Origin of the sequence: Citrobacter sp. Cu231 (assembly GCF_030332265.1) — a bacterium.
Taxonomy (GTDB): Bacteria; Pseudomonadota; Gammaproteobacteria; order Enterobacterales; family Enterobacteriaceae; genus Citrobacter; species Citrobacter meridianamericanus.
Genome location: NZ_JAOWIE010000046.1, coordinates 105,871 through 121,472, shown reverse-complemented (window position 1 = coordinate 121,472; position 15,602 = coordinate 105,871). Strand labels below are relative to the sequence as shown.

Sequence of the window (15,602 nt, the reverse complement as noted above, 5' to 3'; positions counted from 1 at the left end):
CATTGCACTGCGCGTGAGTAAAGTTATTCTTTCTTTGGCATAACTTCGCACGCAACACGGGAAAACAGGATGCAAAACCGGCTGACAATTAAAGACATCGCCCGCTTAAGCGGCGTGGGAAAATCAACCGTTTCCCGCGTTCTCAACAACGAAAGCGGCGTGAGCGAACGCACCCGCGAACGCGTTGAAGCCGTGATGAATCAGCACGGATTCTCTCCTTCCCGCTCCGCACGCGCCATGCGCGGACAAAGTGACAAAGTGGTGGCGATTATCGTCACGCGTCTGGACTCGCTTTCGGAAAATCTCGCCGTCCAAACCATGCTGCCCGCCTTTTATGAGCAGGGTTATGACCCGATCATGATGGAAAGTCAGTTCTCGCCTGAGCTGGTAGAGGAACATCTGGGTATGCTCAGACGCCGTAATATTGACGGCGTGGTGCTGTTTGGTTTTACCGGTATTACTGAATCCATGCTCGCCACCTGGCAAGATTCGCTGGTGCTGCTGGCAAGAGATGCCAAAGGCATTGCCTCCGTCTGCTATGACGATGAGGGCGCTATTCTTACCCTGATGCAACGTCTGTACGATCGCGAGCATCGCCAGATCAGCTTTCTTGGCGTTCCCCATAGCGACGTGACCACCGGGAAGCGCCGCCATGAAGCCTATCTGGCATTCTGTAAGAAACATAAATTACACCCCGTCGCCGCGCTGCCGGGTCTGGCCATGAAGCAGGGTTATGAGCAGGCCGCCAGTGTTATCACCCCGGAAACCACCGCATTAGTCTGCGCGACAGACACCCTCGCCCTTGGGGTCAGCAAATACCTGCAGGAGCAGCGAATTGAGAACCTGCAATTGGCAAGCGTGGGCAGCACGCCGCTGATGAAATTCCTCCATCCGGAAATTATCACCGTCGATCCAGGATACGCCGAAGCCGGACGACAAGCGGCCTCACAGCTGATCGAGCAGATCAACGGCCGTAGCGAACCACGACAAATCGTTATTCCCTCCAGCCTCTCCTGATTGCTTTCTGAGCGTCAATTTGTGATCTTCGCTGTGTTCCGGGAACGTTCCCATTTTTAAATTTTCATCAACGATATACTCTGGCGGCAGGTCAACAATAGGGCTTAATAATGAGCAAAATTAAACAAGCAGACATCGACCGGCTGATTGAGCTGGTAGGCGGGCGCGACAATATCGCCACGGTGAGTCACTGCATTACTCGCCTGCGTTTTGTGCTGAATCAGCCTGCTAACGCCAGGCCGAAAGAGATCGAACAGTTACCGATGGTCAAAGGCTGCTTCACCAACGCCGGACAGTTTCAGGTGGTGATTGGCACCGAGGTGGGCGATTACTACAAAGCGCTGTTGGCGACTACCGGACAAGCCAGCGCCGACAAAGAGCAGGCGAAAAAAGCGGCGCGGCAGAATATGAAATGGCACGAACAGCTGATTTCTCATTTTGCGGAGATCTTCTTCCCGCTGCTGCCCGCGCTGATTAGCGGCGGCTTGATCTTAGGTTTTCGTAACGTGATCGGCGATCTGCCCATGAGCAACGGCCAGACGCTGGCACAGATGCATCCTTCGCTGAAAACTCTTTACGACTTCCTGTGGCTGATTGGCGAAGCAATCTTCTTCTATCTGCCAGTCGGGATCTGCTGGTCGGCAGTGAAGAAAATGGGCGGTACGCCAATCCTCGGTATTGTGCTGGGCGTAACCCTGGTTTCACCGCAGCTGATGAACGCCTATTTGCTCGGTCAGCAGGTGCCGGAAGTGTGGAACTTCGGCCTGTTCAGTATTGAGAAAGTGGGTTACCAGGCACAGGTTATTCCAGCGTTGCTGGCCGGTCTGGCGCTCGGGTTTATTGAAACGCGCATGAAACGCATCGTGCCAGATTATCTGTATCTGGTGATCGTCCCGGTGTGCTCGCTGATCCTTGCAGTGTTTCTCGCGCATGCCTTCATCGGTCCGTTTGGTCGCATGATCGGCGACGGTGTCGCGTTTGCGGTCCGTCATCTGCTGACCGGCAGCTTTGCCCCGATCGGCGCGGCGTTGTTCGGCTTCCTGTACGCCCCGTTGGTGATCACCGGCGTGCATCAGACCACGCTAGCCATCGACATGCAGATGATTCAGAGCATGGGTGGCACACCGGTATGGCCGCTGATCGCACTGTCGAATATCGCTCAGGCCTCTGCGGTGGTGGGCATCATTATCTCCAGTCGCAAACACAATGAACGTGAAATCTCAGTCCCTGCTGCCATCTCCGCTTATCTCGGGGTCACTGAACCGGCAATGTACGGCATCAACCTGAAATACCGTTTCCCGATGCTGTGCGCGATGATCGGCTCCGGTCTCGCCGGACTGCTGTGCGGCCTGAACGGTGTGTTGGCAAACGGGATTGGTGTCGGCGGTTTGCCGGGCATCCTCTCCATCCAGCCGACTTACTGGCAGGTATTTGGTATGGCGATGGCCATTGCGATTGTTATCCCGATGGTACTGACCTCATTTGTTTACCAGAGAAAATATCGTCTGGGCACATTACAAATTATCTAACTTTTCTTCGGGGCGCAGTTGCGCCCCAACGTATTTCCAGGAAACAACCATGACTATTCCCCACTGGTGGCAAAACGGCGTTATCTATCAGGTTTACCCCAAGAGTTTTCAGGATACCACCGGCAGCGGCACCGGCGATTTACGCGGCGTGACGCAGCGTCTCGACTATCTACAAAAACTGGGCGTTGATGCCATCTGGCTGACGCCGTTCTATGTTTCACCGCAGGTTGATAACGGCTACGACGTCGCGGATTACCTGTCTGTCGATCCGGCCTACGGTACGCTGGAAGACTTTGACGAACTGGTGGCACAGGCGAAAGCGCGCGGCATCCGTATTATTCTCGATATGGTGTTTAACCACACCTCAACCCAGCACGCCTGGTTTCGCGAAGCGCTGGATAAAGACAGCCCGTATCGTCAGTTTTATCTCTGGCGCGACGGCACGCCAGACAGCCCGCCGAATAACTGGCGCTCCAAATTTGGCGGTAGCGCCTGGGGCTGGCACGCCGCAAGCGAGCAGTATTATCTGCACCTCTTCGCTCCGGAGCAGGCAGACCTGAACTGGGAGAACCCGGCGGTCCGCGCCGAGCTAAAAAAAGTCTGTGAGTTCTGGGCCGATCGCGGCGTGGACGGCTTGCGACTCGACGTGGTGAATCTTATCTCTAAAGATCAGGACTTCCCGAATGATCCCGACGGCGATGGGCGGCGTTTTTATACCGATGGCCCGCGCGCGCATGCGTTTTTACGCGAGATGAACCGCGACGTCTTCACGCCACGCGGCCTGATGACGGTGGGCGAGATGTCTTCCACCACACTGGAAAACTGCCAGCAGTACGCCGCGCTCGATGGCAGTGAACTGTCGATGACCTTTAACTTTCACCACCTGAAAGTGGATTACCCCAATGGTGAGAAGTGGACGTTAGCCAAACCCGACTATGTGGCGCTGAAAACTCTGTTCCGCCACTGGCAACAGGGCATGCATAATCAAGCGTGGAACGCATTGTTCTGGTGTAACCACGACCAGCCACGCATCGTGTCGCGTTTTGGCGATGAAGGTAAATACCGTGTCCCAGCAGCTAAAATGCTGGCGATGGTGCTGCATGGCATGCAGGGCACGCCCTATATCTATCAGGGTGAAGAGATCGGCATGACCAACCCGCACTTCCGCCAGATTACCGATTATCGCGATGTAGAAAGCCATAACATGTTTGCCGAACTGAACGGTCAGGGGCGAGATGCCGACGAATTGCTGGCGATCCTCGCCAGTAAATCCCGCGATAACAGCCGCACGCCGATGCAGTGGGATGCCAGCCAACACGCGGGCTTTACCGAGGGCGAGCCATGGATCAATCTTTGTGACAACGCGGTGGAGATCAACGTGGCGGCAGCGCTGAGCAATGCCGACTCAGTGTTCTACACCTATCAGAAGCTGATCGCATTGCGCAAAGCGGAGCCAGTTATTACCTGGGGCGACTATCAGGATCTGTTACCGGACAGCCCGCATCTGTGGTGTTACCAACGCGAGTGGCAAGGGCAGCGGCTGCTGGTCATTGCCAATCTGAGCGATACCTTTCAGAGCTGGCAGCCAGCCCAGACCGATGGAAACTGGCAGGTGCTGATGCACAACTATGCCGAGGTCGCCAGCCAACCTGGGGACATGACACTGCGTCCTTTTGAGGCCGTCTGGTGGTTGCAAAAATAGCTTGCAATTGGCGTCAGGCCCGGTTCATGTAGTGTTGCCGGGCTTCACTGCTGACACTACGTTTACCCTACTGTTTTTGTTGAATAATTAATCAGAATTTTCTGCCTACAATTTACAATCGCTGTACTGCCCGTCATCTGTACGCTCCGATTTTTACTTTGCGCTACATCAAATAAATCGTAAACATCCTTGATGCAAATCACTACATATAGAACTTAAAATGCACGCCGACCCAACATGTTGTATTAATCGACTACAATTGCTACAACTACAATGCACCGTTTAACGGAGAAATTGTGGATAAAGTGGGTCAGGATTGCGGGAAGTCATTGGCAATAGAGATGAATAAAGCCATGTCCGCTTCCCCAACCTCTGTGGATAACCTGTTCTTATAAATATGGAGTGATCATGACACCGCATGTGATGAAACGAGATGGCTGTAAAGTGCCGTTTAAATCAGAGCGCATCAAAGAAGCCATTCTGCGTGCAGCTAAAGCAGCGGGAGTCGATGACGCAGATTACTGTGCCACCGTCGCAGAAGTCGTTAGTAGCCAGATGAATGAGCGCAGCAAGGTCGATATCAACGAGATCCAGACAGCGGTAGAAAACCAGCTGATGTCTGGCCCGTACAAACAACTCGCCCGCGCGTACATCGAATATCGCCACGACCGTGATATCCAGCGTGAAAAACGTGGCCGTCTGAACCAGGAAATTCGTGGTCTGGTTGAGCAAACCAACTCCGCACTGCTGAATGAAAACGCCAACAAAGACAGTAAAGTGATCCCAACCCAGCGCGACCTGCTGGCCGGTATCGTTGCCAAACACTATGCACGTCAGCACCTGCTGCCGCGCGATGTGGTTCAGGCGCACGAGCGTGGTGATATTCACTATCACGACCTCGATTACTCGCCGTTCTTCCCGATGTTCAACTGCATGCTGATCGACCTCAAAGGCATGCTGACGCAGGGCTTTAAGATGGGTAACGCGGAGATTGAGCCGCCAAAATCTATCTCTACCGCGACCGCCGTGACCGCGCAAATTATCGCGCAGGTTGCCAGCCACATTTATGGCGGCACCACCATTAACCGTATTGATGAAGTCCTCGCGCCGTTCGTTACCGAGAGCTTTAATAAGCATCGTAAAACCGCTGAAGAGTGGCAGATCCCGGATGCCGACGGCTATGCACATTCTCGTACCGAGAAAGAGTGCTACGACGCATTCCAGTCCCTTGAGTATGAAGTGAACACCTTGCATACCGCCAACGGCCAGACGCCGTTCGTCACTTTTGGTTTTGGTCTGGGAACCAGCTGGGAATCACGTTTGATCCAGCAATCTATTCTGCGTAATCGCATTGCGGGCCTCGGTAAAAATCGCAAAACCGCGGTGTTCCCGAAACTGGTGTTCGCGATTCGTGACGGTCTGAACCATAAGTTTGGCGATCCGAACTACGACATCAAACAGCTTGCGCTGGAGTGCGCAAGCAAGCGCATGTATCCGGATATCCTGAACTACGATCAGGTAGTGAAAGTGACCGGTTCGTTCAAAACACCGATGGGCTGTCGCAGCTTCCTCGGCGTGTGGGAAAATGAGAACGGCGAACAGATTCACGACGGGCGTAACAACCTCGGCGTTATCAGCCTCAACCTGCCGCGTATCGCGCTGGAAGCACACGGTGATGAAGCCACCTTCTGGAAACTGCTTGACGATCGCCTGGTGCTGGCGCGTAAAGCGCTGATGACCCGCATTGCGCGTCTGGAAGGCGTGAAAGCTCGCGTGGCGCCAATTCTGTATATGGAAGGGGCCTGCGGCGTGCGTCTGAAAGCGGACGATGACGTGTCAGAAATCTTTAAAAATGGCCGCGCGTCTATCTCGCTGGGTTACATCGGTATTCACGAAACCATTAACGCACTGTTTGGTGACAAACATCTGTACGACAGCGAGGAGCTGCGCGCCAAGGGTATCGCCATTGTGGAACGTCTGCGTAAGGCCGTTGATCAGTGGAAAAACGAGACCGGCTACGGCTTCAGCCTGTACAGCACGCCGAGCGAAAACCTGTGCGATCGTTTCTGCCGTCTGGATACCGCCGAGTTTGGCGTGGTGCCGGGCGTCACCGACAAAGGTTACTACACCAACAGCTTCCACCTCGACGTGGAGAAGAAGGTTAACCCGTACGACAAGATCGATTTCGAAGCGCCGTATCCGCCGCTGGCGAGTGGAGGCTTCATTTGCTACGGCGAATACCCGAATATTCAGCACAACCTGAAAGCGCTGGAAGATGTCTGGGATTACAGCTATCAGCACGTGCCCTATTACGGCACCAACACGCCAATCGATGAATGCTACGAGTGCGGCTTTACCGGTGAGTTCGAATGCACCAGCAAAGGCTTCACCTGCCCGAAATGTGGTAACCACGACGCCGCGCGCGTGTCGGTCACCCGCCGCGTCTGCGGTTATTTAGGCAGCCCGGACGCCCGTCCGTTTAACGCCGGTAAGCAGGAAGAAGTGAAGCGCCGCGTTAAGCATTTAGGTAATGGGCAGATAGGTTAATTTCGGCAGTATTATTGCCTGGCGATGCGACGCTTTTCGCAAAGCAATTGGCGCCAGGACAAGGCGGCAAGCAAGTGAATCCCGGGGAGTTTACATAAGTAAGTGACCCGGGTGAGCGAGCGCAGACAACGCAGTAATGGCGTCAATTGAGAAGCGAAAATGAACTTTCACCAATATTACCCCGTCGACATCGTTAACGGCCCAGGAACCCGCTGCACCCTGTTTGTATCAGGGTGCGTGCATGAATGTCCCGGTTGCTATAACAAAAGCACCTGGCGGCTCAATTCCGGCCAGCCGTTTAGCAAAGAGATGGAAGACAAGATCATTGCCGATCTGAACGATACGCGAATCAAGCGCCAGGGGATCTCGCTCTCAGGCGGCGATCCGCTGCATCCGCAAAACGTGCCGGATATCCTGAAACTGGTACAGCGCATTCGCGCTGAGTGCCCTGGGAAAGATATCTGGGTGTGGACCGGCTACAAGCTCGATGAACTCAACGCCGCGCAAATGCAGGTTGTCGACCTCATCAACGTGCTGGTCGATGGCAAATACGTGCTGGATCTCAAAGACCCGGCGCTAATCTGGCGCGGCAGCAGCAACCAGGTCGTACATCGTTTGCGTTAATTTTCAGGCGGTAAACATTCTGTTATCCACCTCTCAAAAACGGCTCACGCACTCCATGGCGACGGTTTTGAACTCGCTGAAATTCTGACATGCGCAGAGCCGCGTCATGGCGCGCTCGCGCAGGAAGGTGACGAAAATATCGTAGATCGCCATCGCTTCTTCGTACTCGCTTTTACTGATGGCGAGGAGGAAGATCACGTGCGCCGTTTCATCGCCCCAGGCAATACCCTGCGGAGCGAGGATAGTGTAGACCACCGTTTTCTTTGCCAGCAGACCGAGGGCGTGCGGCAACGCGATGCCGTCGCCCAGCATCGTGCTGACGATGGCCTCACGTTCAACCACCGAATCAAGAAACTCTGCATCGACAAAGCCTTCATTCTGCAACTGCAGACATAGCGTGGTGAACAGCGTTTGTTGATCCATAGGACCGTCGATCACACGAAAATGGGCGGCATCGAAAAATTTATTCAGCATCCACGGACGAGTTCTGTCCACCAGCACCAGTTTGCCAATTTGCTCCAGTTGATAATCGGTCGGGAACGGCGCAATCATCGCTACAGGCTTATCTTTTTCCCCGATCCGCGCGGTAGAGATAACAAAATCTTCGCTAATGCTTTCCCGCTGTTCGTAGTCACGCAGCGTGACGGTATCGACAATGTCTATCTGCGGATACTTACGCGCCAGCACCGCTTCAATCATCCGCGCCATCGCGTTTCCGGCATCGCATACCAGCAGAACTTTCGGCTGTCTCTGGTAACCGATGTTGTAACTACGTTCCAACCCAACGCCAATATGCAGGACCAGAAAGCCAATCTCATTTTCACTGATGGCATATGGCGTATATTTCCCCCATCCCGAGACGGCGGCCAGCGTCATATCCCACGCCATAGGATAGTGCTGTTTAATATTTTCCAGCAGCGGATTGGGGATCATTATCTGGTAACGTACGCGGGTGATCATCGTCTTAATATGCGTCAGCAGATCGGCATGTAACTGTTTGTCATTCAACAGGTTGTAGTTGTACTGCGTGTTGATAAAACGCAGGATGTAATTAACCAGCGCTTCGTCATCATCCGCATTGATGGCGCTGGGGGCGATCTCTTGTACCTGACGGGCGGCGATGTGCACCTGTAGCCAGTTCTCTTCGAAAACAGAAAGCGGTTTGTCTGCCAGTCGGTGCAGGACCGCCGCAATCTCACGCGCGGCAAGGCATACCGATTGATCCGTTTCTTCTGCGGCAAACTCCGGCAATGGATACCCTTCGCTAATCCGCCGTACCGCTACTGCGCTGTACAACCGCAAAAATAGCTCGCCCTCATCGGTCAGGCGAATATGAAAACGAGCAAAAATATCCTGTAAAACGGGCTGTAGCTGCTCAGGGATCCCGGCATTCAGCGCCTCTTGCATCACTAGTGGGTGCTGCGGATCCTGCTGCGCCAGCGTCCACAGCAGATCGGTCAGACAGGCGCGGATCGCCATCTCGCTGCCAAACAGCTTCATGCCGTGACGGGGGCGCGTTTCCAGCGTGAGATGATAACGTTGCAGATGTTCACGTACCTCAGCCATATCGTTTTGCAGCGTCGCACGGCTGATAAACCATTCATCAGCCAAATCTTCAAGCTTTAGCGAGAAGGCCGACGTCAGAAAACGAACCACCAGCCAGTGTATCCGTTCCTGGCTGGTTCGCGGGATGCGCAGCAACCCATCAGGCTGCTGCGTTTGCAGGGTATGATAACTTGCCGGATCGTCAATTTTGAGCTGATAACCGTTGCCCCGGCTGAGGACAAACTGCGCGCCGTACTGGGTGAGCAGCGCGTTTAGCGCAGTGATGTCAGCTCGTACGGTGCGTGTGGAAACCGACAACCGCTGCGCCAGCTCGTCCTGTGGAAGCGCTTCGTTTTGCAGCATGCCAAACAGCTGCGCTAAACGTTGGTTGGGGAATCGCACGTCAGTCTCCTCATCTGTCAGTTAGCCTACGCAAGCCCGGGTCATCGCCATCAACTGGCGCACGTCATCCGGGCGGGTGTTACCACTCACCTTATCAATAATCGAACTATAGATGTGAGGAATGATTTTGCTCACTCCGGCATCCAGAGCGATCTGCAGGATTTCAGTGAAATTATCCAGATCGATACCCCCGGTAGGCTCCAGCCAGAAGTCATGCCGGGCACAGGCCTGCGCTACGGCAATGTACTCATCACGGCATTTCAGGCCGCCCATCGGGAAGTATTTAATCGAGCTACCACCCATATCTTTGAGCAACGCAATCGCGGTTTCTACCGGTACAATACCGTCCGATGTCTGGCTGCTCAGCGGACCGGTGGAGATTTTCACCATCCCCGGCGTACCCGTTGGCGAGACCAGACCGTTGACTACCGTCTCCTGCTGGCCCAACAGCGCACGACTGGTTGCCACACCGGTAAAGACTTGATTAACATGCTGCGGCTGTACCTGACGAGAGATCTCACTGACCATCGCCGACTGGTTTGGGTCGCCTGCCCCCAATCCCACGGAGAGCGCATTGTCGATAAGCGCTGCGTATTCACGCATATCCGCGACCGCGCTTGCGACATCCGGATAATTTTTTGACAACACGCCGACCAGCACGTGTCCTTCCGCTGCCGCGTAAATATCCCGCGCATTTTCTTTGGAGCCAGCCAGCACGTTCAGGCAGACGCGGTCGCGATAAAAGTTAGGGGTCAGTTTCATGCGTTTTTCTCCTGTGAAATCACTTCACCAATTCGACGGGCCACAATTTCCAGTTGCGCGCGATCGACGCTGCGCACATCGGCCTCGATAATGCCTTCGTTGGCTTTGTAACCACGGAAGTAAATCGCGTACTCGCCTTGTTTCAGGGCTTCAACCAGTTCGCCCGTGGCGATACCGGTTACCGCTTCGTCAAACTTAATTTCCGTACGGGCGATGTCGCGCCCAGCGCCATCCCACACCACGCGGGCACTGACGCCATTAAAGGTATTCAGCGCATTAATGAACGGCGTCATTTTCTCGACCATCTCCGCGCCACTCTCTTTTTGCGCGTTCAGATACAGTTCGATAGCGCAGGTCAGGCCAAGAATACCCTCTTTGCCCACCTTCATCGCCCGGCCAATCCCCGCCGTCTGGCGCTTCACCCACTCAACGTACTGGGTTTTGCCGATCACCAGACCGCTGGTTGGCCCTTCAATCGCCTTTGCGCCGCTGTAAATCACCAGGTCCGCACCAAGGCGGTAGTAGCACTGCAAATCTTCTTCCGCCGCTGCGTCCACAATCAGCGGCAGATTATGCGTGCGCGCCACCACCGCGGCCTGCTCCACGCTGAGCATACTTTTCTGTACACAGTGGTGAGATTTGATATAAAGAATCGCCGCCGTGCGCGGCGTAATGGCCGCCGCCAGCTGTGCCGCGGAACATTCATTGGCATAGCCCGCTTCCACCAGCTTACCGCCGCCGAGCGCCACCATAGTGCCTACCGGTGCGCCAAAGTTGACGTTGTGGCCTCTGGGCAGCACGATTTCGTTGTTCTCGATGGGCGTAACGTGCAGATTTTCCAGCAGCCAGTCGCTATCTTTAACCAGCACCGCAGCCACCGACTGGGCGATTCCCGCCGACGCGCAGGAAACGACTGTCGCCCCTTCCACTTCCAGTAATTTCGCGATGTAGTCGCCGGTTTTATTGACCAGATCTTTCATTTCGAAGTACTGATTCATTCCCGCCATCGCGACCTGAACCACTTCTGGTCGCGGCGTGGAGACGCCAAGTGCCGTCATACGGCCTGATGTGTTAATTACCTGTTTTAAATCGTATTTCTCAAAAATCGAAGGCATGTTCCGCGCTCCCTTGTTCGGTCATATAGCCCTTGCCCGCACGTATTGCGGCAAGCGGCACCAGCAGTTGTTCAGCCTGCAGGCTGTCGTTTTCTGCATCTACCAGCACGGTTGGCTGGCGCTTAAGCGTAAAGAGGGTCAAATCAGCATCCAGACCAACCTGCAGTCGCCCTTTCTGTTTCAGACGCAGGCCGTCAGCGGCATTGGCGGTCACGCACTCGATGACCTGCGGGAGCGACATCCCAATGGCGAGAAATTTCGACATCACATTCGCCAGGGAATACACAGGACCGCTGATACGGTTGCGGCAATAAATATCGGAGCTGATGGTGTGCGGCAAAATGCCAAGACCGATAGCGCGTTTTGCCACCGCAAAGCTCAGGCTGGCGGTGCCGTGGCCAACGTCCAGACGGACTCCACGTTGCAGCGCCCGCGTGACAGATGCGCGCAGCTCGCCTTGCGGCGTCAGAATGCGGTTCGGCTTACCGTTGTAGCAGTGGGTAATAATGTCGCCCGCACTCAGGCGTTCGGCGATCTCATCGAGATTCGGCGGGTTGTTGCCGATGTGCACCATCAGCGGCAGGTCGCCATTCTCTTTTTGCATCTCTTTGGCACGATCCAGCGGGGTGATGCCGTTTTCACCGACCACGCTGCTGCTCATGCGTGCCTTCAGGCCGACGATAAAATCAGGATAGCGTTTCACTGCCTGCCGCACCGCATCGGCGTCAATATTGGCCATGTTAGCCAGCTCATTCTGGGCAATAAGCCCAACACGGGAGATGTTCAGCAGCGCATACACTTCAGTCGTCGCTTCCCGGGTCAAGGTGTAAAAATCGTCGATATCATCCGCCCCGGTACTGCCCGCATCCACGACCGTGGTGACGCCAGTCGCAATACCGACGCTGTCCGGCTGGTCGTGATAAATCGGGGATTTCGGGTAACAGTGAACGTGGGAATCAATCCAGCCTGCGCTGACGTAGCACTCGCCGCCGAGCTCAATGGTTTTCAGCGCTGGGCCATCAACGTTGCCCAACGCCGCAATTTTGCCGTCTTTCAGCGCAATATCGCTCACCGTATCGTCAACGAGGCGCGCACGGCGCAGGAGTAAATCAAACATCGCTCTCTCCTTTGCCGGATGGCGGCGTAACCGCCTTATCCGGCCTACAAATCAACAGTTAGCTAATGGCAATCGGGAAGATTGAACCGAGGATCATTGCCCCAAGGATCGCCCCGCCGGTGATCGGTTTTTGCCACAGGTAAAACAGCAGCGCACCTGCCAGCGAACCGATGCCGATAGGGATAGAAGCGGTCATCGCGCTGAGGATAATCAATGGCCCGAGGAAGCGGCCAGAGGCGTTACCGGCCCCCATCATGACGTCCGCCCCGTAGGTTGAATCGCTCTGATTGATGGTGAACTTACGCGCCAGGATGATGATGTAGCCAATCGCCAGGCCAATCACCAGGCCGGTGACCAGAGAGGCGGCGAAGTTGGCGACCGGGAAGATAATGCCCGCGCCCAGCAACAGCGCCGGAACACCTAACCCGACTCCGGTCTGAATCGCGCCGCCGATATCCAGAATCCCCACCAGCGAACCTTCAATGATGCGGGCAAACAGGAAGCTTGCGCCAAATGCCGCCACCGCTCCGTAAGAGCCGGTGTCCATTCCCGCCTTTAGCATCGCCACAAAAGCGACTTCGTTAAATGCGCCGATACCGTACAGGTAGTACATGTGCGTTCCGGCAAATACGCCAGAGGAGAGCAGGCCAACGAAGATCGGGAACGACCAGTCAGCGAACCAAAAACCTTTATTCTGTTCCATGATGGCCTCCGTTATTTGCCGCTGAGTGAGTTATGGATAAGTTCCAACCAGCCAGGCACAGTCAGATGGAAGGATTCGATCATCTTCATATCGAAGCCGCGGAAGAAGCCGCTCAGGACAAACAGTGCAACAATAGCCACCATCATGACTTTGGTAACGTGGTTCCAGCCGCTTTCTTCCACGCCTTTACCGATCAAAATACCAAGGACCAGACCCGGGACGGCGTTGCCCATAATCAGTTGCGCCGCGCCGCCAAAAACGGTGGCCCAGAAACCTGATTTCTTACCGGCATCGATCGCCGCCAGCCAGAAAATCACTGGCATCACGGTGTTAACCAGCAGGTTAGCCGCAGGCACCAGTACCTTGACGGCAGTAACTTGCAGCGCTTCCGGTACGGATGACGCGGTGAGGTTCAGGAAGGTCACGACAATCATCCCGATAACGCCACAGGCAATCGCCATGCGTTTGGGATCGTGCAGCGTTTCGCCGACGTTGCGGTTTTTAACCATCAGCGCGGCGGCGCCCCAGTTGGGGATGATGCGATGGTCAACGTCCTGCGTGAACGCTCCCGCCGCAACGGAAGAAGCCCAGGCGTTAAAGAAGAAGCCCAGGCCGAACGAGAAGTGAGAAGCCGGATCCCCTTCACAGGAATTCAGTTCTCCCAGAGTACGAAACGCGCCCATCCCTTGAGTGGTAGGCGCATGAAACATGCGTGCAGCCCCAGCGCCGACACCGACGCCAACCAGGCCACCAATGATGAGCGATTTTATTAATATTATCAGGAACATATTTATGCCTTTTAATAAAGAATCAGCGTTGCGTAACGAAATCCACCTTGTCGAGATTGATGGCAGTCACGTTGACGGTCACATCCAGCTCCACGCTGAAGGTGCGTCTTTCCCGGCGCAGAAAGAGAAATAAAAACGCCTCTTTGCGCACCGTTTCACGCGCTTGAACAACCTGCACATCCTGTGGCTCAATACGCAGTAAGATATGCGGCGACGCTTTCATCACCGCAGCCTGAACGTGGTTCAGGGCGTCGGCAAAGGCGCGCGCTTTTGCCTCGCCCTTGCCAGTGACTCTCACCGTGGTGGTGAATTGCTCTTTCATGCTTAAGCGCCGTGTTTCTTTTGCCACGCCTGAACCAGGCGTTCACCGAGCTCTTCTTTGTCCATAAAACCGAACCCCAGCACGTTGCAACCTTCGTTGATGGCGGTGACGCCTTCATCAACCGAGCGCATGCCGTATTTCGCCTTGTAGCCGTATTTGTTCTGCGCGGTAATTGCCCCCGCCCCACCGCTGCCGCAAAACGAGATACCAAAGGTGGCGTTTTCCGCTTTCATTACGTCACCCAGCTTCATGTCAGCCGCAACGCCTGGTACCACAACCGCACGGCCACCCGCTTTCTCAACGCCTGCCGCCACTTTCTGGCCTTTACCCAGACGATCGCCAATCACTACGGTAATCTGTTCCATCTTTTGCTCCTTAAAGGTTGTCTTTTGCGACTTCGAAGTGCACCGACAGCAGCCAGGCCTCTTCCTCAGGAAGGTTGCCAAACTCGGCAACCACGTCGCGGGCAAGCGCCATTGATTCGGCAGAAATTTCATCAAACAAGCTGGCATCGACTTCAGGTAAGGGTTCACCCGTTACCGAGCGGTGCGCCATGGCGCGAACATGCGACGTCAGCATCTGTTCCTGTACAGCGTTGGGAATAATGTGGCGTTCACGCAGCAAGGCATACACCTGCGCCAGCATGCGGTCGGCCAGTTCCACCGATTCCCCCATGTCATTCATTACAGCTCCGTTATTCACTCGTCTTACCCCACTAATGGCTCTGGGGATAAATTAGCGGTGGGGGTTAAAAGTTTGTAGCGAGTTGTTTTCCACTTCGAAGTGGAAAGGGGGTCAGCGTTAGTGATCTGCGCCGCAAAATGGGTCGGGTTCACGATTTATCACTGGAAGAATGTGATTGAGATCGCAAGAGTGAGCCGAAAAATGGACGGCGATACGAACAATGAATGGACGATAAAAATGAAAAAATGTGATGGGTATAGCGTTTACTTATGGGGTGTTGTGACGCAGCGTCTTATCCGGCCCACGGTTATGCAGGCCGGATAGCGTAGATTAGCGGAACTTCTTGTGGTTTTCGTTGCGCGTGGTTTTCATGTCTTCCGCAACGGCTTTCGCCTCTTTGACTTTACCTTCGTTCGCCAGCTTAAGCGCGCCATCAATCTGACCGATCAGTGTGTCAAAACCGTGGCGGAAATCCTTCATCTCCGGGCTGTCCGGGGATTTGCTTTCCAGCTTCGGCGGTGTTCCTTTTTGAGCGTCCAGCGCGGCTGCACGCATTTTGGTTAACGCATCTTTCAGTTCAGTCGCATTATCCGTTTTTTCGACGATCTTCAGGTTGTCGTTGAGGATCCCCATGTCATCTTCGAGATCGGCTGCAAACGCAGAAGAACCAAGAACCAGCGTTGAAGCCGCGACGATCGCTAACAGGTGTTTACGCATTGCTCACTTCCTTTTTTATTATTAAAAA

General features: G+C 54.6%; 15 protein-coding genes. 5 read left to right on the top strand and 10 right to left on the bottom strand.

Going from position 1 to position 15,602, the window contains the following annotated elements; all coding sequences use genetic code 11:
- Window positions 1–69: 69 nt before the first annotated feature.
- From treR to nrdG, 5 genes are all read left to right on the top strand, one after another.
- Window positions 70–1,017, top strand: a complete 948-nt coding sequence (gene treR / locus OGY15_RS20370) for a trehalose operon repressor TreR (RefSeq protein WP_151217438.1) — start codon at window positions 70–72, stop codon at window positions 1,015–1,017.
- Between the two features lie 110 nt (window positions 1,018–1,127).
- Window positions 1,128–2,546 carry a PTS trehalose transporter subunit IIBC gene (treB, locus tag OGY15_RS20365; RefSeq protein ID WP_005134195.1) on the top strand — a complete coding sequence of 473 codons (1,419 nt, stop codon included), beginning with the start codon at window positions 1,128–1,130 and terminating at the stop codon, window positions 2,544–2,546.
- Window positions 2,547–2,595: 49 nt separating this feature from the next.
- Window positions 2,596–4,248: an alpha,alpha-phosphotrehalase gene (gene treC / locus OGY15_RS20360; RefSeq protein WP_278238678.1), complete on the top strand. Its 1,653-nt coding sequence runs from the start codon at window positions 2,596–2,598 to the stop codon at window positions 4,246–4,248.
- 408 nt (window positions 4,249–4,656) lie between these two features.
- A complete protein-coding gene (gene nrdD, locus OGY15_RS20355) occupies window positions 4,657–6,795 on the top strand; it encodes an anaerobic ribonucleoside-triphosphate reductase (protein WP_151217433.1) in 2,139 nt (712 codons plus the stop codon).
- A 159-nt stretch (window positions 6,796–6,954) separates the two neighbouring features.
- Window positions 6,955–7,419, top strand: coding sequence for an anaerobic ribonucleoside-triphosphate reductase-activating protein (gene nrdG, locus OGY15_RS20350; RefSeq protein WP_151217431.1), 465 nt, complete (start codon window positions 6,955–6,957; stop codon window positions 7,417–7,419).
- 33 nt (window positions 7,420–7,452) lie between these two features.
- On the opposite strand, the gene OGY15_RS20345 is transcribed toward nrdG, so the two are convergent.
- From OGY15_RS20345 to cybC, 10 genes are all read right to left on the bottom strand, one after another.
- The gene (locus OGY15_RS20345) at window positions 7,453–9,366 is read right to left on the bottom strand and encodes a BglG family transcription antiterminator (protein ID WP_151224486.1); all 1,914 of its coding nucleotides are present in this window, start codon (window positions 9,364–9,366) and stop codon (window positions 7,453–7,455) included.
- Window positions 9,367–9,387: 21 nt separating this feature from the next.
- A complete protein-coding gene (dagF, locus tag OGY15_RS20340; protein ID WP_151217427.1) occupies window positions 9,388–10,128 on the bottom strand; it encodes a 2-dehydro-3-deoxy-phosphogluconate aldolase in 741 nt (246 codons plus the stop codon).
- On the bottom strand, window positions 10,125–11,243 hold the full coding sequence (locus OGY15_RS20335) for a DgaE family pyridoxal phosphate-dependent ammonia lyase (RefSeq protein ID WP_151217425.1): 1,119 nt from the start codon (window positions 11,241–11,243) through the stop codon (window positions 10,125–10,127). The genes dagF and OGY15_RS20335 overlap by 4 nt, the downstream gene beginning before the upstream one ends.
- Window positions 11,227–12,360: an amidohydrolase/deacetylase family metallohydrolase gene (locus OGY15_RS20330; RefSeq protein WP_210904370.1), complete on the bottom strand. Its 1,134-nt coding sequence runs from the start codon at window positions 12,358–12,360 to the stop codon at window positions 11,227–11,229. Before OGY15_RS20330 ends, OGY15_RS20335 begins: the two co-directional genes overlap by 17 nt.
- 58 nt (window positions 12,361–12,418) lie before the next feature.
- The gene (locus tag OGY15_RS20325) at window positions 12,419–13,063 is read right to left on the bottom strand and encodes a DUF4310 family protein (RefSeq protein ID WP_003830379.1); all 645 of its coding nucleotides are present in this window, start codon (window positions 13,061–13,063) and stop codon (window positions 12,419–12,421) included.
- Between the two features lie 11 nt (window positions 13,064–13,074).
- Window positions 13,075–13,851, bottom strand: a complete 777-nt coding sequence (locus tag OGY15_RS20320; protein WP_151217421.1) for a DUF4311 domain-containing protein — start codon at window positions 13,849–13,851, stop codon at window positions 13,075–13,077.
- A 22-nt stretch (window positions 13,852–13,873) separates the two neighbouring features.
- Window positions 13,874–14,173, bottom strand: coding sequence for a DUF4312 family protein (locus tag OGY15_RS20315; RefSeq protein WP_038636649.1), 300 nt, complete (start codon window positions 14,171–14,173; stop codon window positions 13,874–13,876).
- Window positions 14,174–14,175: 2 nt separating this feature from the next.
- Window positions 14,176–14,538 carry an SFCGS family glycine-rich protein gene (locus OGY15_RS20310; RefSeq protein ID WP_103675660.1) on the bottom strand — a complete coding sequence of 121 codons (363 nt, stop codon included), beginning with the start codon at window positions 14,536–14,538 and terminating at the stop codon, window positions 14,176–14,178.
- Between the two features lie 10 nt (window positions 14,539–14,548).
- Entirely contained in the window at window positions 14,549–14,857 is a 309-nt protein-coding gene (locus OGY15_RS20305) for a PRD domain-containing protein (protein ID WP_016151467.1), read from the bottom strand.
- A gap of 330 nt (window positions 14,858–15,187) precedes the next feature.
- Complete coding sequence (cybC, locus tag OGY15_RS20300; protein ID WP_151217419.1) at window positions 15,188–15,574, bottom strand: cytochrome b562; 387 nt, start codon at window positions 15,572–15,574, stop codon at window positions 15,188–15,190.
- Window positions 15,575–15,602 lie beyond the last annotated feature (28 nt).